The sequence below is a fragment of the Streptomyces sp. AHU1 genome, from assembly GCF_045343905.1.
In the GTDB taxonomy this organism is placed as follows: domain Bacteria; phylum Actinomycetota; class Actinomycetes; order Streptomycetales; family Streptomycetaceae; genus Streptomyces; species Streptomyces triticiradicis.
The window spans coordinates 1,129,866-1,146,665 of record NZ_CP174283.1 but is presented as its reverse complement, the minus strand read 5'-3'; the positions used below and the strand labels follow the sequence as shown (position 1 = coordinate 1,146,665).

Annotated in this window: 14 protein-coding genes; 7 read left to right on the top strand and 7 right to left on the bottom strand. The window is 72.0% G+C overall.

Annotated elements, in window-relative coordinates:
- Positions 1-23 precede the first annotated feature (23 nt).
- The 3 genes from ACICHK_RS05260 to ACICHK_RS05250 form a co-directional block, all read right to left on the bottom strand.
- Positions 24-896, bottom strand: coding sequence for an oxidoreductase (locus ACICHK_RS05260; RefSeq protein ID WP_406835929.1), 873 nt, complete (start codon positions 894-896; stop codon positions 24-26).
- Positions 897-969: 73 nt separating this feature from the next.
- Positions 970-2,025, bottom strand: a complete 1,056-nt coding sequence (locus ACICHK_RS05255) for a PucR family transcriptional regulator (RefSeq protein ID WP_406835928.1) — start codon at positions 2,023-2,025, stop codon at positions 970-972.
- 192 nt (positions 2,026-2,217) lie between these two features.
- Positions 2,218-2,787, bottom strand: a complete 570-nt coding sequence (locus ACICHK_RS05250; protein ID WP_151467231.1) for a TetR/AcrR family transcriptional regulator — start codon at positions 2,785-2,787, stop codon at positions 2,218-2,220.
- 79 nt (positions 2,788-2,866) lie between these two features.
- Here ACICHK_RS05250 and ACICHK_RS05245 point away from each other — a divergent pair, with 79 nt between their 5' ends.
- A complete protein-coding gene (locus ACICHK_RS05245; protein WP_406835927.1) occupies positions 2,867-3,358 on the top strand; it encodes an FBP domain-containing protein in 492 nt (163 codons plus the stop codon).
- Between the two features lie 264 nt (positions 3,359-3,622).
- Here ACICHK_RS05245 and ACICHK_RS05240 read toward each other — a convergent pair whose 3' ends face one another.
- Positions 3,623-4,318, bottom strand: coding sequence for a hypothetical protein (locus ACICHK_RS05240; protein ID WP_406835926.1), 696 nt, complete (start codon positions 4,316-4,318; stop codon positions 3,623-3,625).
- A gap of 400 nt (positions 4,319-4,718) precedes the next feature.
- On the opposite strand from ACICHK_RS05240, the gene ACICHK_RS05235 reads away from it, so the two are divergent.
- The 3 genes from ACICHK_RS05235 (at position 4,719) to ACICHK_RS05225 (ending at position 7,860) form a co-directional block, all read left to right on the top strand.
- The gene (locus tag ACICHK_RS05235; protein ID WP_406835925.1) at positions 4,719-5,138 is read left to right on the top strand and encodes an ATP-binding protein; all 420 of its coding nucleotides are present in this window, start codon (positions 4,719-4,721) and stop codon (positions 5,136-5,138) included.
- Positions 5,139-5,219: 81 nt separating this feature from the next.
- The gene (locus ACICHK_RS05230; protein ID WP_406835924.1) at positions 5,220-5,744 is read left to right on the top strand and encodes a hypothetical protein; all 525 of its coding nucleotides are present in this window, start codon (positions 5,220-5,222) and stop codon (positions 5,742-5,744) included.
- A 184-nt stretch (positions 5,745-5,928) separates the two neighbouring features.
- Entirely contained in the window at positions 5,929-7,860 is a 1,932-nt protein-coding gene (locus ACICHK_RS05225) for a glycoside hydrolase family 15 protein (protein WP_406835923.1), read from the top strand.
- A 35-nt stretch (positions 7,861-7,895) separates the two neighbouring features.
- Here the strand turns inward: ACICHK_RS05225 and ACICHK_RS05220 are convergent, their stop codons facing one another.
- The gene (locus ACICHK_RS05220) at positions 7,896-8,717 is read right to left on the bottom strand and encodes a maleylpyruvate isomerase family mycothiol-dependent enzyme (protein WP_406835922.1); all 822 of its coding nucleotides are present in this window, start codon (positions 8,715-8,717) and stop codon (positions 7,896-7,898) included.
- A 254-nt stretch (positions 8,718-8,971) separates the two neighbouring features.
- On the opposite strand from ACICHK_RS05220, the gene ACICHK_RS05215 reads away from it, so the two are divergent.
- A complete protein-coding gene (locus ACICHK_RS05215) occupies positions 8,972-9,334 on the top strand; it encodes a DUF1330 domain-containing protein (protein WP_406835921.1) in 363 nt (120 codons plus the stop codon).
- Between the two features lie 124 nt (positions 9,335-9,458).
- Here ACICHK_RS05215 and ACICHK_RS05210 read toward each other — a convergent pair whose 3' ends face one another.
- Both ACICHK_RS05210 and ACICHK_RS05205 read right to left on the bottom strand, forming a co-directional pair.
- Positions 9,459-10,685 carry a chitinase gene (locus ACICHK_RS05210; RefSeq protein WP_406835920.1) on the bottom strand — a complete coding sequence of 409 codons (1,227 nt, stop codon included), beginning with the start codon at positions 10,683-10,685 and terminating at the stop codon, positions 9,459-9,461.
- Between the two features lie 181 nt (positions 10,686-10,866).
- The gene (locus tag ACICHK_RS05205) at positions 10,867-11,505 is read right to left on the bottom strand and encodes a TetR/AcrR family transcriptional regulator (protein ID WP_406835919.1); all 639 of its coding nucleotides are present in this window, start codon (positions 11,503-11,505) and stop codon (positions 10,867-10,869) included.
- A gap of 611 nt (positions 11,506-12,116) precedes the next feature.
- On the opposite strand from ACICHK_RS05205, the gene ACICHK_RS05200 reads away from it, so the two are divergent.
- Both ACICHK_RS05200 and ACICHK_RS05195 read left to right on the top strand, forming a co-directional pair.
- Complete coding sequence (locus tag ACICHK_RS05200) at positions 12,117-13,556, top strand: lipase family protein (protein WP_406835918.1); 1,440 nt, start codon at positions 12,117-12,119, stop codon at positions 13,554-13,556.
- Positions 13,557-13,736: 180 nt separating this feature from the next.
- Positions 13,737-16,679, top strand: coding sequence for a hypothetical protein (locus ACICHK_RS05195; protein WP_406835916.1), 2,943 nt, complete (start codon positions 13,737-13,739; stop codon positions 16,677-16,679).
- The last annotated feature ends 121 nt before the right edge of the window (positions 16,680-16,800 follow it).

The window sequence follows — 16,800 nt, the reverse complement described above, 5'->3', positions numbered from 1 at the left end:
CGGAACGGATCGCCGGGCGTTCGTCACCCCAGTTCGGCGAGGTCCTCGGCGGTCAGTTCGAGGGAGCCGGCGGCGATGTTCTCCTCCAGGTGTGCCGGGGAACCGGTGCCGGGGATGAGGAGGATGTTGGGCGACCGGGCCAGCAGCCAGGCCAGGGCCACCTGCGGGGTGGTCGCGTCGTGGCGTGCGGCCACGGACTCCAGGTGCTCGGCGGTGACCGGCTGGAAGCCGCCGACCGGGAAGAAGGGGACGTAGGCGACGCCGGCCTCCGCGCAGGCGTCGACCAGGGGATCGTCATCGCGCCGGGACAGGTTGTAGAGGTTCTGGACGCAGGCGATCGGCGCGATCTTGCGGGCCTCGGCGAACTCGTCGGCCGAGACGTTGGAGACACCCAGGTGCCGGATGAGGCCCTCGCCGCGCAGCGCCAGCAGTGCCTCCAGCGGCTCGGCCAGGGACGCCGCGTCGGCACCGACCGCATCACCCATCCGGAGGTTCACCACGTCCATCCGGTCCAGGCCGAGCGAACGGAGGTTCGCCTCGACGCCGCGGCGCAGGTTGTCGGCGGTCAGGCCCCGCTTCTCGGCCGCGGGCAGGGCGATGTCGGCTCCCTCGACCAGCGCGCCCACCTTGGTCACGATCACCAGGTCGTCCGGGTAGGGGTGCAGTGCCTCCCGGATCAGCTCGTTCGCCGACACCCCGTCACGCGCGTAGTAGTACGAGGTGTCGATGTGGTTCACCCCGAGTTCCACGGCGCGGCGCAGAATTCCCAGCGAGGTGTCCCGGTCCGGCCGTTCGCCCCTCGGCCAGCCGGTCAGCTTCATCGCGCCGTACCCGATGCGCGCGACGCCCAAGTCGCCGCCGAGTTCCCATCGTCGAGTCGTCACGACCACCACCATAGACGCCGGGCGCGAGGCGATGCCGCCGGTGCGGGCCGCCGTCCGGAGGCTTCCGGACCCGACCGCCGCCGGGTCACAGGCTCCGCGCGGGCCAGTCCAGCAGCCGGGCGCCGATGACCGCGGTCTGCAGTGTGTAGCGGTGCGCCGGATCGGCGGGGTCGGCGCCGGTGAGCTGGTGGACGCGTTCGAGACGGTACGTCAGGGCCCGCACGCTCAAGGAGAGCCGGCGGGCCGCCGCCGCGGCGACGCAGCCCGTGTCGAAGTACGCGGCCAGCGTGTCCAGGAGCGGCCGGGCACCGCCGCGGGCGCCGGTGAGCGGGCCGAGGGTGACGAGGACCAGGTCGGCCATCGCCTGGCGGTCCCGGGTCAGCACCGGGTACACGAGCAGGTCGGCGGCGCGCAGTACGGGCGCGTCCAGGCCGAGCCGCTCGGCGAGTTCGAGGGCGTTCAGCGCCTCCTCGTAGGACTGGACGATCCCGCGGGGGCCGGGCTGGGGACGGCCGATCGCCACCTGTCCGCCGTCGGCCGCCGCGTGCGTCTGCTTCGCGAAGTGGGTGAGGACGTCGGCCTGTTCGCCGGGGGCGACGCACAGCATCCTGCCGTCCTTGGTGGTGAACAGGATGCTGCGGTCGCCGAAGCGGGCGATGAGCTCCCGTTCCACCTGGCGGGGCACCGGCGCCGACTCGTCGTAGGCCGCCGGGCCCCGTGCGACGGCGACGGCGTGCGTGGGGGAGAGCCGCAGACCGAAGCGCTCCGCGCGCTCGGCCAGACGGCCCAGGTCGCTGTGCCCGTAGAGGAGGTCGTCGATGAACTCGCGCCGGGCGGCCTCCTCCTTGCGTACGGCGAGGAGCTGGGCCCGGCCGTAGCCCTCGGCGAAGGCGTCGACGACCTGCTGGACCGTGGCGAGCGCGTGGTCGGCCGAACCGGGTGAGGCGGGCCAGGCGGCGCGGGCGGCGGAGAGGTGGGCGCTGACGAGGGCGGGCAGGCCGTGACCGGCGTCGGCGGCCCGTTCGCCCAGGGACCGCCGGGACTCGATCTCGTCCCGGGTCAGGCGCCTGCCGGTGGCGGAGACCTCGGCCAGTATCCGGGCGTAGCCCTCCAGGTACTGCTCGGGCGTCTGCCGTTCCATCAGTTCGTCCCCCGGTTCCTCGACGGTCCGGTGACGACTGCTCGAAGGTGACCGGCACACAGAGCCTAGGCAACACTGCCGGAAACCGGCAACGCGCGTGCCACGTACGGAGATGCGCGATGTCGGCGGGGAGCTCGGCGGACGGTCCCCTGCCGGCCGCCGGTGCGCGCACGGCGGGCGGGGACGCCGGACTCAGGAGGCGGGCCAGTTCCGCAGCAGGGCGTCGAGGGCGTCCATGACGCGGGCCCAGCTTTCCCCCGAGTCGGGGGCGCTGTGGCTGAAGCCTCCACTCATCTCCAGACTCACATAGCCGTGGAACACACTGCCCAGCATCCGGACCGCATGGGTCTCGTCCGGTTCCGTGAGGTCGTACCCCCGCAGGATCGCGCGCATCATCCGCGCGTGCTTGACGCCCGCGCTCGCCGCCGCGGTCCCCGGGTCGAGTCTCAGTTGCGCGGCGGCGTACCGGCCGGGGTGTTCCCTGGCGTAGTCGCGGTAGACGTCGGCGAACGCGGTCAGGGCGTCCTTGCCGGCCCGTCCGGCCAGTGCGGCGGCGCCCCTCTCGGCGAGTTCGTCCAGGGCCAGCAGGGCGATCCGGGTCTTGAGGTCCTGCGAGTTCTTCACGTGCGAGTACAGGCTCGCCACCTTGACGTCGAACCGCCTGGCCAGTGCCGAGACGGTCACCTGGTCGAAGCCGATCTCGTCGGCCAGCTCGGCCCCCGCCCGTGTCAGGCGTTCGGTGTTCAGCCCCGCGCGGCCCATGTCCTCCCCGCCCTTCCTCTTCTCGGTGTAACCGATTATGCATTTGCCTAAACCCTTTAGGCAAATTACCGTGAGTGTTATGAAGCCGTTGACCGAGCAAGAGATCCGTACCGCGTTCGTGAACTGCACCAAGGGTGAGGCCAAGCGCCTCTCCGTCCCGCGCGACCTGGCCGAGAGGCCCTGGGACGACCTGGACTACCTCGGCTGGCGGGACCCCCAGGCGCCCGACCGCGCCTATGTCGTGGCCGAGCTGGGCGACGGCCTCAAGGGCATCACGCTGCGCTGCCCCGGTACGACAGTGGGGCAGCTGCGGCGCAGCATGTGTTCCATGTGCGTGACCACCCACACCGGCGGTGTCTCCCTGATGGTCGCGCCCAAGGCGGGCAAGGCCGGCCAGCAGGGCAACTCGGTCGGTGCCTACATCTGCAGCGACCTCGCCTGTTCGCTGTACGTGCGGGGGAAGCGGGACGCGGGCGTCGGCGGGCGGCTCCACGAGTCGCTGACCCTGGAGGAGAAGATCCAGCGGACCGTGGCGAACCTCGCCGCGTTCATCGCCAAGGTGACGGCCTGAGCGGTGCTGTGCGGTGGCAGGGCACGGCGGCGGGCCGCGGCGCGAACGCCGCGGCCGTGGCACCGGACCTCACCGGCCCCGCAGGACCTCACCTGTCGCTCTGCGGGACTTCGCCTGTCGTCGCAGGACCTCGCCTGTCGTCGCAGGACCTCGCCTGTCGTCGCGGTGCCGGAGACCGCCTGGGGGAGAGGGGTCACCCATGGAGCCGAAGAAGCCGCGCGGACGTCCAAGGCCCCCAAGGCGAAACGGGGTTGAGCGGTTCGTTCAGTCGCCGGCCGTCCCCGCCTCCGCCTTCACCGGCTGCTCCGTGCTCGGCGACGGCACCGACGGCTCCTCGGCGTCGACGGCCGTGTAGAACACGGAACTGCCCTGCTTGGCCCGGTGCACATGGCTCTTGGCCACCAGGTTCTCGAGGCTGGTCCGGACGACGTTGGTCTGGATGCGACGGCCGGGGTGGGTCTGGCCCAGTGCCGTGGAGACCTCCGCCGCGGAGCGCGGTTCCCGCTGCTCCGTGAGGTAGCGGCGGATGAGTTCGATGAGGGTGGGCTGGTCCGAGGTGGCCTTGGCCGCGGGCTTCTTGGCCGCGGACGTCCGCGCCGCCGTGCTCTTCGCGGCACCGGTCTTCGCGGCACCGGTCTTCGCGGTGTCCGTCTTCTTGGCGTCGGCCTTCTTCGTCCGCGCGCGCTTGCCCTCGGCGGACTTGGCGGACGTCTTCTGACGGGGTACCGCGGGCGCCGCCGTCGGCTCGGGGGCGGTCTCGACGAGCGCGCTCGTGGCTCCCAGCGCCTGGTGCAGGTTGGTGAGGACGGCGTGGTCGTGCCGCAGGGCGTCCAACTGCTCCTGCAGCGCCTCCATTTCCGCGCCGATACGTTCCTGTTCCTTGGCGTTGCGTTCCAGGTCGGCGACCACCTGGGCCGTGTACTGCGATGTCAGTCCGGTGGGAGTCTTGGTGTCGGGCACGATGGGACCTCTCTTCGGTGCGCGGTCGCCACATGAACACGCGGGGAAGGTGCCGCGGGGCGGGGCGTGTTGGTGTTGACCGGGCTGCATGGCTGGACGACCGCACGTGATGCGTGTGCCCCGGCTTACAGATAGTACGGACAGTGTTGGCTTGTTGTTCCTTTCGCGTGATGGTTCGCCCCAAAGTGGAGTCCGGGCAGTGGTGCGGTATTGACTGCCCCACGGGTCGCCGGGGTTGTGCGAGGGGCACATGAAGTGTCGCCCGAACTCGTCGGCGGGGCAGGTGCGGAGGGGAGCCGCGATGTGCCGGGGCACGGGCGGTGGTGCTGACTGCGCGGACGGCTTCCGGGTACACGGCCGGGAGAGGACATGACGGCGAGAGCGGAAGCGAGGTCGGACGATGGCGGTCAAGGCGATGGGCTGGGCGCACTCGTTCCCGGTTTCCGGAGGGGTGAGCGCCGGACGGCGCTGGACCCGTGGGCACCTGGAGTCCTTGCCGTGGACGGCGGAGGAGCCCGAGACGGTGGACGCCGTCGTGCTGACGGTGTCCGAGCTGCTCACCAACGCCCACGTCCACGCCCGCAGCGACGCGCACCTCGTCCTGACCTGGGACGGCGACTGCCTGCACGTGAGTGTCCACGACGAGGACCCCACCCTGCCGCTCCAGCGGACCCCGGAGCCGGGAGCGGTCTCCGGCCGGGGGGTGGGGATCGTGCGGATGCTCGCCGACGAGTGGGGCATGAAGTGCCAGCGGCACGGGAAGACGGTCACGGCGTGCTTCCGCCCGGCCGGCGCCCGACAGCACGGTGACGACGGCTGAGGCCCCTGTTCCCGGGCAGTGGCTCCGCCCGTCCGGCCCATCCACCGGGCACGCCCATGGCCCGACACCTATCTTGAACGGGTGAGCGGCTCCAGCGTTCCGCCTGAGAGCGGGGACGGCGCGGACCGGTCGGGGAGCCACCGGACCGACTACGCCGGCGCCATCTACGGCTCGATCCTGGCCGCCTCCGTGGTGGCCACGGCCGGAACGGCGGGGGAGTACCCGCGGCTCCAGGCCGTCGTGCTGCTGATGATCACCGGCCTGGTCTTCTGGGCGACCCACGTGTACGCGCAGCTCGTCGGGGAACGCGTCGTGGGCCAGCGCTGGTCCCTGCGCCAGATCCGCCGGACCGCCGCGCACGAGTGGTCCATCGTCGAGGCGGCCACCCTGCCCGCCGCCGCGGTGGCCCTCAGCGCCGTGTTCGGCCTGAGCGTGAACACGGGCCTGTGGATCGCCCTGGGCGTCGCGGTGGCCCAGCAGGTCATGTGGGCGTGTCTCGGAGCCGTCCGCGCGGGCGCCCCCCGCGGGCTGGTCGTCGCCGAGGGCTTCGTCAACCTGGCCCTCGGACTGATCATCGTGGCCGCCAAGGTCGTCCTGAAGCACTGAGCACTGAGCACTGAGCACTGGGCACCGAGCACCGAGCACTGGATATTGAGCCCTGAGCCCTGGGCTCCGGGACCCGCATGCCCGAAGGCCCCGGCCCCACATGTGCCGACCTCCCGGACCCCGGACGACTCGTTAGCCTGGAGCGGAGGGGGAGGCTCGGGACGACGGCCCGGAGGAGGCCGGTATGGCCGGTACGGCAGACATGTATTCCCTGTCCGGAGCCGACGACGGGGCCCATGGCGTGCCCGGTGGCCCGTACGGCGACGACGGAACCCGTGGCGCACCCGGTGGCCCGTACGGCACGGGCACCCCCCGTTACCTGCCGATCGCCGACCACGGTCTGATCGGCGACCTGCGCAGCGCGGCCCTGGTCGGCACCGACGGCACCATCGACTGGTACTGCTGTCCGCGCTTCGACGCGCCCAGCGTCTTCGCCTCGATCCTGGACGCCGACCGCGGCGGCCGCTTCGAACTGGCCGCGGACGTTCCGGCGCGTACGAAGCAGTTCTACTTCCCCGACACGAACGTGCTGATCACCCGGTTCTTCGCGGACGACGGGGTCGGGGAGATCCAGGACTTCATGCCGGTCGCCGACGAGTCCCGCGAGGCCGGCCGGCACCGTCTGATCCGCCGTGTGGTGTGCGTCCGGGGAACCCTGCCGTTCCGGGCGCGGGTGGCCCCCCGCTTCGCCTACGGGACGGTCCCGCACACCGTACGCGTCGAATCCGGCCACGCCGTCTTCTCCACGCCCGCGCTCAAGCTGGCCCTGACCTCGACGGTGCCGATCGAGGCCGCGGGACCCGACGTGTGGTCGCTGTTCAAGCTGCGCGAGGGGGAGTCCGCCGTCTTCACCCTCGACCGGATCACCGACGAAGTGGCTCCCCGGTTCTGCGCCGTGACGGAGGCCGAGCGGGAGTTCGAGGCCACCGTGCGCTACTGGCGGCGCTGGCTGTCGCGGTCGCGCTACCGGGGCCGCTGGCGGGAGATGGTGCACCGCTCGGCCCTCACCCTGAAACTGCTCACCTACGCCCCCACCGGCGCCATCGTCGCCGCGCCGACCACCAGCCTGCCCGAGCGGATCGGCGGCGAGCGCAACTGGGACTACCGCTACGTGTGGATCCGCGACGCCGCGTTCTGCGTGTACGCGCTGCTGCGCCTCGGCTTCACCGACGAGGCCGAGGCGTTCATGGGCTTCCTGTCCGAACACGTCCAGAGCGAAGTACCGGAGAACATCGGCCCCGACGGCCCGCTGCAGATCATGTACGGCATCGACGGGCGCCGCGAACTGCCCGAACAGGAGCTGACCCACCTCGAGGGCTATCGCGGATCCGCACCCGTACGGATCGGCAACGGCGCCGTCGGCCAGCTCCAGCTGGACATCTACGGCGCCCTCATCGACTGCCTCTACCTCTACGACAAGTGGGGGCAGCCCCTCTCCAGCGCGCACTGGGACAACATCCACGGACTGGTCGACTGGGTGTGCGAGCACTGGGACCAGCCCGACGAGGGGGTGTGGGAGACCCGGGGCGGACGCAAACCCTTCCTCTACTCCCGTGTCATGTGCTGGGTGGCCATCGAACGTGCCATGCGGCTGGCCCGGCACCGCGGCCTGCCCGCCGACATCCTGCGCTGGGGCGACGCCCGGGACGCGATCTACCAGCGCATCATGAGCCAGGGCTGGTCCAGCAGACGCAACGCCTTCACCCAGTGCGAGAACAGCGACATCCTCGATGCGTCGCTGCTCATGATGCCCCTGGGCAAGTTCATCTCCCCGACCGACCCGAAATGGCTCGCCACCCTCGACGCGCTGGGCGAGGACCTGGTCTCCGACTCCCTGGTCTACCGCTACGACCCGCAGACGAGCCCCGACGGCCTCAAGGGCGAGGAGGGCACCTTCTCGATCTGCTCGTTCTGGTACGTCGAGGCGCTCACCAGGGCGGGCCGGCTCGACGAGGCCCGGCTCGCCTTCGAGAAGATGCTCACCTACGCCAACCACCTCGGCCTGTACGCGGAGGAGATCGGCCACACCGGTGAACAGTGCGGCAACTTCCCCCAGGCCTTCACCCATCTCGCGCTGATCAGCGCCGCCTTCAACCTCGACCGCAGGCTCGGCTGACCCCTCGGGCCCGCGGTGGAGAGCGGTCCGTGCGCTCAGGGCGCGGTGAAGAGGCCGGGGAAGCGGGGCGCGAGCCAGGGCCTGCGCCCCCGGACGAGGATGCGGCCGCGGAGGATGGGGCCCACCTGTCCCTGGCGGCCGAGCGCCATCAGCAGGAAGGTGACCGGCTCGATGGAGATGGTGCAGTCCGCCCCGGCCGGCGGCCGCTCGTCGACGGTCACCGCGCCGTCGGCCAGCGTCACGCCGAACGCTCCGCCGCCCCACAGCCGTACGGCGTAGCGGGCGTTCATGCCGGCGGTGTTGCGCGGCTCCGCCACCCGCGGCATCACCCTGAGCAGGAACGGCAGGGTCAGTCCGACCCGTGCCCGGTCGAGCATGTGCGGCCGGCCCAGCGCGCGGGCGAGGTCGTAGCCGTGGCCGAGCATGTGCGTGAGCAGGTACGAACCGAGCTCCTGCGGACTCATGGTGCCCAGCGGAGTGTCCACGGACCCCTCCGGGGGGCCTTCCTCCAGCGCCCTCGCGCAGGCGTCGGCGTGTTCGACGATCATCGCGGCCAGGGGTTCCGCCCGCCGCTCCCCGAACTCCGCCAGCGACCGCTCGTTGGCCCCGGCGAGGCTCTGCGGCGTGCCGTCCCCGTAGGGGCGCGGTCGCCCCGCCGCTATGTGGGCCATCAGTTCGTTGGCCAGGCCGAGATGCGCGGCCGCCTCGCCGACGTTCCACTCGGCCCCGGGGATCCGGCGTTCCATGTCGGCGTCGGCCCGCAGCAGCGCGGCGATCTCCTCGGCGGTCCCGTGTATCGCCGCGCCCAGTCCGTCGGGCAGAGCCCTCCGCGCGGCCTGCCCCGCCAACGAGTCCACGTCGTTCGCCTCTCCTGCCGGCCCCGCCCGCCCCGGGCCGCGGGCGGACCGTGATGCGGCGGGGCGCCATGTGTCCACCGGGCGTACAGAAGACCAGGCATCGGGGGGCGGCGGCAAGACCCTGAACAGGAGGTTCTCGCGGCCGCCCGGGCACGCCGCCCCGATCCGCCGCTTACCTCCCGGGTAATCGACGCCCCCGCGCGTGCCTGGCAGGGTCGTCCGTGTACGGAGAACGGACAGCAGGAAGGGACGACATGACCGCGTACGTCATAGGGCACCTGCGGGAAGCCGCACCCCACCCCGAGATCGCCGAGTACATCGAGCGGATCGGTGCCACCTTCGAGCCCTACGGCGGCAGCTTCCTCGTGCACGTCTCGCGGCACGAGGTGCTGGAGGGCGGCTGGCCGGGCCATGTCGTCGTGATCGGCTTCCCCGGCGTCGCCGAGGCGCGTGCCTGGTGGGACTCGCCCGCGTACCGGGAGATCGCTCCGCTGCGCTCACGGCACATCGACGGGGACATCGTCCTGGTCCCGGGTGTTCCCGACGGCTACGACCCGACGGCCACCGCGAAGGCGATGAGGGAGACGCTCCCGGCCGCCCCCGGGGGCACGGACTGAGGGGACGGCGCCGCCCGGACCTCGGGTGGCGCCGTCCCATCGGGGCACCGTGCGGCGGGAGGCCGCGAGCCGACGGTCACGGACGGAGCACCCGTGGGGTGTCCCGTCCGTGACCGCTCAGGTGTCAGCAGGCGCCTTCGTCCTGCCACGGGCCCCAGTCGGCGCCGGTCGGCGCCTCGTTCTGGGTCCACCACTTGGCCTTCCAGTTGTGGTGGTTGTACGAGGCCTCGTTGCCCGCGGTGTAGACCGTGGCCGCGTTCCAGGCCGTCTTGCAGCCGCCGCCCGGCGGTGTGGGCGTGGGGGTCGGGGTGGGCGTCGGGGTGGGTGTGCCGGTGGGCGGGGTCGCGCCGGCGAACTTCACCGAGTACTTCGCGAAGTCCCAGGAGTTCTGCGCCACGCTGGAGCAAGTGCCCGACGTGCGGCCGCCGTTGTCGGCGGGCGAGCACTGGCGGTCGCGGTTGAGGGACCAGAAGGTGAAGCGGTCCATGTTGTGGCTCGTGGCGAAGTCCAGCACCGTCTGGAAGTCGGCCTGGGAGAAGTACTCACCCGTGTCACTGCGGCCGTTCATCCCGGAGAAGCCCTCGTGGGCGTACGCGGTCGCCTGGTCCCAGCCGAAGGTCGACCGGAGGATGGTGTTGAAGTTGGCGAGCGCGCTGGTCTGGGACGCGGCGCCGTTGAAGCCGCCGTCGAACGGCATGATGGAGAAGTTGTTCGGGGTGAAGCCCTGCGACTTCGCCTCCAGCAGCATCTGCTTGCCGAACCAGCCGGTGCCGTCCGCCGTTCCGGCCGTGGTGACGGACACGTACAGGCCCGGGTTGTTCTGCTGGAGGATCTTGGCGGCACCGATCTCGTTGTGCACGGCCGCCGTGTTCTCGTACTCCGGCTCCTCGAGGTCGAAGTCGATCGCGTGCAGGCCGTACTTGGTGATGACCTGCTGGTACGCGGCGGCGGTGGCGGCCGGGTCCGAGCAGGCCTGGCCGAGCTTGGTGCCGCCGTAGCCGCCGATCGAGACGGAGACGTCGCCGCCCTTGGCGCGGATGGCGTTGATGACCGACTGCACGGCGGTGTCCGAGGACACCGCCGACGTTCCGCCCCAAGTGGGGGAGCATCCACCGCCGTTGGGGGCGAGGACGAAGGCGAGCTGGAACGCCTTGAGGCCGGTGGCGTCCATGATGGCGCCCGCGTCCGGCGGATCGTTGTCCGTCGGCATGAGGTAGGGGGCGGCGGCGTACCACCGGTTGCCGAGCGCGGTGGTCGCGCCCGAGGCGCTGCCCGCGACGAGGGCGGTCGTGCCGACCGCGGCCAGGCTCACGGCGGCCGCCGCGCCCAGGCATGCGCGAAGACGTCTCACTGTGCCTCCAGAGGGGTGGGGGAGGCTTCAGCTTCCGGGCTCTGTCGCGATCACGTCAATATGTTGGACTAGACCAAATCGGTTTTGGACTAGACCAGGTGAATTCTTTACCCGCGGGTCGCTCCGGTCCGGCTCGCGCGGTGGCCCGCGGTGCCGACTGCCGGGTCCCGGGGCGCCGTTGTCAGTACGGCAGGCCCTCCGACGCGGCGTGGAGCGCGGCGTGCAGACACGCTGCCAGGTCCTCCTCCGAGGTCCGTGCCGCGTCGGCGAAACGTACGGCGAAGTCCTCCGCCGCCGCGCGCAGCGCCCCGTTGACGGTGGCCGCGTGCACCTTCACCCGCAGGTCGTCGGCGCTCCCGCCGGAGCGCCGGGCGAGGACCTCGGTGAGGACGGGCAGCGCGTCGTCGTGCGCCTGGAGCCAGACGGCGCGCAGTGCGGGCTCGGTGGGGGTCATGCGGATCAGGTCGAGCACCGCGGGGTCGGCGGACGGCAGCGTCCCGTGGCGGCAGGAGCGGGTGAGGAAGTCCAGCAGGCCGGTCTCCGGCGGCCAGTTCCGCAGTTGGTCCGTGGCGGCGTCGAGTCCCGCCGTGAGCAGCGGGCGTACGCAGCTCTCCTTGGTGGGGAAGTGGCGCCACAGCGTGCGGGTCGAGACGCCCACCGCCTCCGCGATCTGGTCCCCGGTGGTGTTCGTGACGCCCTGCGAGAGGAACAGGCGCACGGCCTCGCGGGCTATGTCCAGCCGGAGGGCCTCCTTGCGTCGTTCGCCCAGTGACGGCCGCGCGGCCGTCGTGGTCCGGTCTGCGGGTGCCGCTTCGCGCACCGTCGCTCCACCACCCCTGTCTCATCGACCGGAGCAGCATATCGAGCCGCGCGGAACTGACGCGTGCAGACATCTTGTCACTGAGTGACATCCGCTCCTACTCTCCTGATGTGACTCGGGAGTAACTAGCGGGCGTCGCACGGGACTTCGACGTCCGTCACTTCCGGGAACGAACAGAGCAGGACCAGGACGGCGCAGGACAGCGGGAAACGGAACGCGACGGCGGAGCAGCCACGAGCCCCCAGGCTCCGCCGAACACGGAACCCTCCGGCCGCGCCGCCCCGCCCGATGTCGTACGACGTGCGGGCGGAGGCCGTACCGCGTGCCGCCGGGCCGACGGCGCGCGGGCGGCGCCCTCGTCCTGCCCGCCTCCGCGACGTGGCCGGGCGTGGTCCCGCCCTGCCCGCGTCCGGACCGGGGCACCGCCCTTCCCCCTTCACCGACCCGGAACGCCACCGGCAGTCCCCCGGTGGCGGCCCGGTCGGCAACCCGGCCGCACCCGGCGTCACCCCCATGGACGCCGGTACCCCAGCCACACCCGGCGTCACGCCATTGACGCCGTCGGCCGCCCGCACGACCCCCACGTTTTGACGAAGCAGGGAGTGAGCCGCATGGAACGACCCCACAGCACTCGTGCCCCCCACAGCACCCCTCAGCCGCATCCGGTGTCCGGCCGGCGTCCTCGCGCGGAGCGGCCCTCGCCCTCCACGCCCCCCGGTCCCGCCGCACGGAACCGCGGCCGCCTCCTCGCCACCGCACTCGCGGTGCTCGCCTGCCTGGGCGTCCAGGCGCTCCCCGCGGCGGCGGCCGGCGCGGACGACGTGGTGTCCAGGGGAGTGACCATCCCCGCGTTCTACACGCCGCCCGCGAACCTCCCCGCCGCCAACGGCGCCCTGATCCGCAGCGAACCCCTCCCCCTCGCGCTCAGCCTGCCCGGCGTCGACGGTCCGCTCCCCGGCACCGCGACCCGGCTGATGTACAAGTCGACCGACTCCAACGGGAAGCCCGTCGCCGTGACGGGCGCCTACATCGAGCCCACGGCCGACTGGAAGGGCGACGGTCCGCGCCCCCTGGTGGCCGTCGCCCCCGGCACCATGGGCCAGGGCGACCAGTGCGCGGCCTCGATAGGCCTGCAGCACCCGATCACCCTGAACGACGAGACGGTCTCGGTCGGTTACGAGGACCTCGCGATCTACCGGCTCCTGGCCACCGGCGCGGCGGTGGTCGTCACCGACTACGTCGGGCTGGGCGCGACCGACCGGCTCCACACGTACGTCAACCGCCTGGACAGTGGTCACGCGCTGCTCGACGCCGTCCGCGCGGCACGCGCGCTGACCGGGGCGTCGGTCACCTCCGCCTCGCCCGTCGGCCTCTTCGGCTACAGCCAGGGCGGCGGCGCGAGCGCGTCGGCGGCCGAACTCCAGCCCTCCTACGCCCCGGACATCACCCTGGCGGGCACCTATGCCGGAGCGCCGCCCGCCGACCTCACCGACGTGATCAAGGGCATCGACGGCAGCTCCCTCGCCGGAGCCCTCGGCTGGTCCCTCAACGGCTTCATGCAGGCCGACCCCGCCCTGCGGGCCATCGCCGACGAGCACCTCAACGCCGCGGGAAAGGCCGCGCTGAACGACCTCTCCACGACGTGCGTCGGCGACGCGATCCTCGGATACGCGTTCAAGAAGAGCACGTTCTGGACGAAGGACGGCGAGTCCGTCAGCGAACTCGTCGCGAACACGCCGGCGCTCCAGGCCACCGTCGACAACCAGCGCATCGGAAACCTGAAGCCGACCAGCCCCGTGCGCCTGGTCACCGGCGTCCAGGACGACATCGTCCCGCACGCCCAGGCGCGCCGACTCGCCGTCGACTGGTGCCGCAAGGGCGTCGACATCACCTACGACGCCGTCATCCTGCCGAACCTCGGCGACAAACTGGCCACCAACCACATGGCACCCTTCATCACCGACCAGGGCGACGCCATCGACTGGATCACCGACCGCCTCTCCGGCAAGCCCGCCTTCTCCAACTGCTGGACGATGCCCCTCCAGCCCTGACCCGCGCGGTGCGGGCCCGGCGCCGGTCCACGGCGCCGGGCCCGTCCGCACGCGCGGGTCCGATCCGAAAGGCAAGCGGTCGCCATCGTTCAAGGAGTGCCTTTTAGCAGCAAAGCACCGTGAAACCGTCCGGGAATTCCTAGGCTCGCCTCCTGTTTCTCAGCATCCGGGAGGACCCGCGTGCCGCAACACCATCGGACGAACGAGAACGATCTCGTCCTCCCCAGCGGTTTCGACGACATCGTCCGAGTGATCGACCGGTACGTTGCCGACCGCCGGACGGGCGTCCCGCACGGGCGGCGGCACCCGAGGCACCGGCTGCCCGCCCTGCTCCTCACCCGCGAACCCGCGCCTGGCACGACCGCGGACGCCGCCACCGCGCCCGGCGCCCCGCCGACGGACACCGGACAGGGCGAGCCCGACCCCGCGCTCCCGGCCCTGGTGCACGTCTACCACCATCGTCTGGTGCGCCTCGACGCGGGCGGGACGGGCCACCTGGCCAGCCTCGCCCCCCACGCGCTGGTCGACGAGGAACTGCTCGCCTGCGAACACCCCGGGGAGGGCGCCGAGGGGCGGGACGGCCCCCACGTACGGCTGCTGGACCGGGTGGCCAGACAGCTGCGCGTCACCATGCCGGACGGTTCCGGCACCTTGCGGCTGCCCGAGTTCGACGCCTGCCTGTCGGTGCTGCGCGCCCCCATCGTCGACGGGGACGTGCGGGACGAGCGGCGGGCGCTGCGCGACCGGATCTACGACAAGTACGCCTGGAAGTTCGGGTTCGCCGCCGAGGTCGGCGCCCTCGGCGAGGAGCTCGGCGCCAGGCACTGGTCGGCCCTCGTGAGACTGGTGACCACACCACTGGCCTGGCTGTGGCGGTGGTCGTACGGTCTGCGGGTCGACCGCGGTGCCCGCTTCCGCTGGGTCGGCGTGATGCTGGACGAGCCGGGGCGCAGCTTCCTCGACGCCGCCCTGTCCCTGCGCGACGCCCACCTGCGGTCCCGGGCCCAGGACAGGGCCGACCGGGAGGCGCCCGCCGACGCGGGGGCCCCGGCGGACCCGGCCAGGTCCGCGGCGTCCGCCGTGTCGGCCCGCGACGAGGCCGTGGTCCGGCAGGTCCTGCTGACCGCGCTCATCCACGACCTGGCACGGGCGGCCCGCCCGCCGGTGTGGAGCGTGCGCAGGCCGCGGAGGCGATGGCCCTTCGTCCTGCTGCTGCCGACGGTCGGCGGCGACGGGTCTCCGAGCCGGGGACTCCTCAACTCCTTCTCCGCCGTGGCAGAGGAGACCGGGAACTGTCCGCTGCTCGTCCTCGGCGCCGCCACGGCGGACATCCCGCCCTACGCCGTCGGCCTGCCCGGGCCGGGGGTCCCGAGCCAGGACTCCAGGCCGAGCACCTACGGCGCGACGGCCCGTGCGGTGGCCTCGGTGCTCGCCGCGGGTGCCTCCGGGCAGTCGGCCGAAGCGGTGCGCGCGGTGCCGTTGTCCCGGGTGCCCGGCAATGGGACGAGCGCCGAACGGCCCGCGACGCAGCGGACGGTGCGCTCCCGCGAGCGGCGCGCGAGCGACTGGCTGCGTCCCGTCGTGGCCGCCGCGGCCGTGCTGGCGGTGGTCGCCGGACTGTTCCAGGTGCCGTGGCCCGGTGCGGCACACACCCGCGCCGGAGCCGCCCCCGCACCCCGTGCCACCGACACCTGGTGCCCGAAGGTCGCCACCGGCGAACGGGTGGGAATCACCGACGGCAGCGACGGCTGCGAGCTCGCCCATGGTCTGTACGCGGACGAACTGCGTTCGCTCGAAGCCCGGTTGGGCCGCCAGAACGCGGAAGTCGACCGCACCGGGCCGTATCGCACGCTGGTCTTCTTCGCTCCGCTGAGCGTCGGCTCCACCTCGCGCCGGGCCGTGCCCACGGGCTTCCAGATGCTGCGGGGCGCCCTGCTCGCGCAGAAACAGGTGAACGGCCTGAACCTCAAGTCCCAGATGCCGGTCCGGCTGCTCGTCGCCAACGCGGGGGAATACTTCACGTTCGGGTCGCGCGGCGGACTCAACACGAAGAACCACAGCCGCGTCGACGTGGCCCGCATGATCGTCGACCGCATCCACCGGGACCGCATCGCCGGTGTCATCGGTCTCACGCAGAGCCGTCCGGAGTCCCTCCAGGCGGCGGTCGAACTCGACGCCCGGGGCGTCACGGTCCTCGGTACCGGGGTCTCCGGCCAGCCCATGGTCGAGGGCGACTCCCCGGTGTCGTACTTCCAGCTCTCGGCACCGGACGCGCGGGTCGCGCGCGTCATGGCGTCCTTCGCCCGGCGCTCACCCCGGCTCGCGGCCCTGACCAAGGTCCCCCAGGGGCACACCGCCCCCGCCGCCGTCCTGGTCTTCGACCCGCACGACACCTACTTCAGCGCGGACCTGAAGAAGCGGTTCACCGACGCCTACGGTTCGGCGGGGCCCGTCCACCCGGTGCCGTACGGCGAATCGGGCAACGACAGCCGGACGCCCTCCGTGGCGGCCGGTATCTGCGCGCTGATCCACCGGACCGACGGCTTCGTCCTCTACGCGGGCCGGTCCAGCGTCATGTACGACCTCTTCTACTACCTGCAGAACGACAAGCAGTGCCGTACGCACCGGGGCCGCATCGCCGTGCTGGCCGAGAGCGCCGCCCCCGGTCTGGTGCTGCATCCGGAACTGATGGCGCGGGAGTACGGCTCGCTCAGCCTCTTCTACAACCAGTTCAGCCTGCCCGACGACAAGGGCCCCTTCGGCGCCGACTTCCGGAAGGCCTACGGGGTTTCCTCCGACGGCGACGCCGCCTCCGGTTACGACGCGCTGAAGGTCTTCTTCAAGGTGATGAACGAGATCGCGGTCACCGACCCGCAGTTCACCCCCAGCGCCGTGGTCACCTTCCTCCAGTCGACCGGAGTCACCGACTACGTCGGCGAGTCGGGGATCATGACCTTCGGGAAGGGACACAAGTACCCGGTGAACAAGGAGATCGACATCCGGGAGATCACCGGGGACGGCACCACGATCACCGACCTGACGTGCGGAGCCGTGGTCGCGAAAGCGGCCCCGGTGACGCGCTGGGGCCCCTCCGGGAACTTCCTCTGTCCCGAGGACGACTGAGGGCGGCCCCGCGTCACGCGTCCGGGCACGGCGGCCCGGACGCGTGACGGCCCCGGTTCCCCCGTCGGCACCCCCGCCCTCCCGTCACGCACCCCGTGCCCCACCGCGATGTCCGACGTCA

Bases quoted from the DNA above. Each gene is read 5' to 3' on its own strand.
- ACICHK_RS05260 (WP_406835929.1), bottom strand. From the start codon at position 896: ATGGTGGTGGTCGTGACGACTCGACGATGGGAACTCGGCGGCGACTTG.
- ACICHK_RS05255 (WP_406835928.1), bottom strand. From the start codon at position 2,025: ATGGAACGGCAGACGCCCGAGCAGTACCTGGAGGGCTACGCCCGGATA.
- ACICHK_RS05250 (WP_151467231.1), bottom strand. From the start codon at position 2,787: ATGGGCCGCGCGGGGCTGAACACCGAACGCCTGACACGGGCGGGGGCC.
- ACICHK_RS05245 (WP_406835927.1), top strand. From the start codon at position 2,867: ATGAAGCCGTTGACCGAGCAAGAGATCCGTACCGCGTTCGTGAACTGC.
- ACICHK_RS05235 (WP_406835925.1), top strand. From the start codon at position 4,719: ATGGCGGTCAAGGCGATGGGCTGGGCGCACTCGTTCCCGGTTTCCGGA.
- ACICHK_RS05225 (WP_406835923.1), top strand. From the start codon at position 5,929: ATGGCCGGTACGGCAGACATGTATTCCCTGTCCGGAGCCGACGACGGG.
- ACICHK_RS05215 (WP_406835921.1), top strand. From the start codon at position 8,972: ATGACCGCGTACGTCATAGGGCACCTGCGGGAAGCCGCACCCCACCCC.
- ACICHK_RS05200 (WP_406835918.1), top strand. From the start codon at position 12,117: ATGGAACGACCCCACAGCACTCGTGCCCCCCACAGCACCCCTCAGCCG.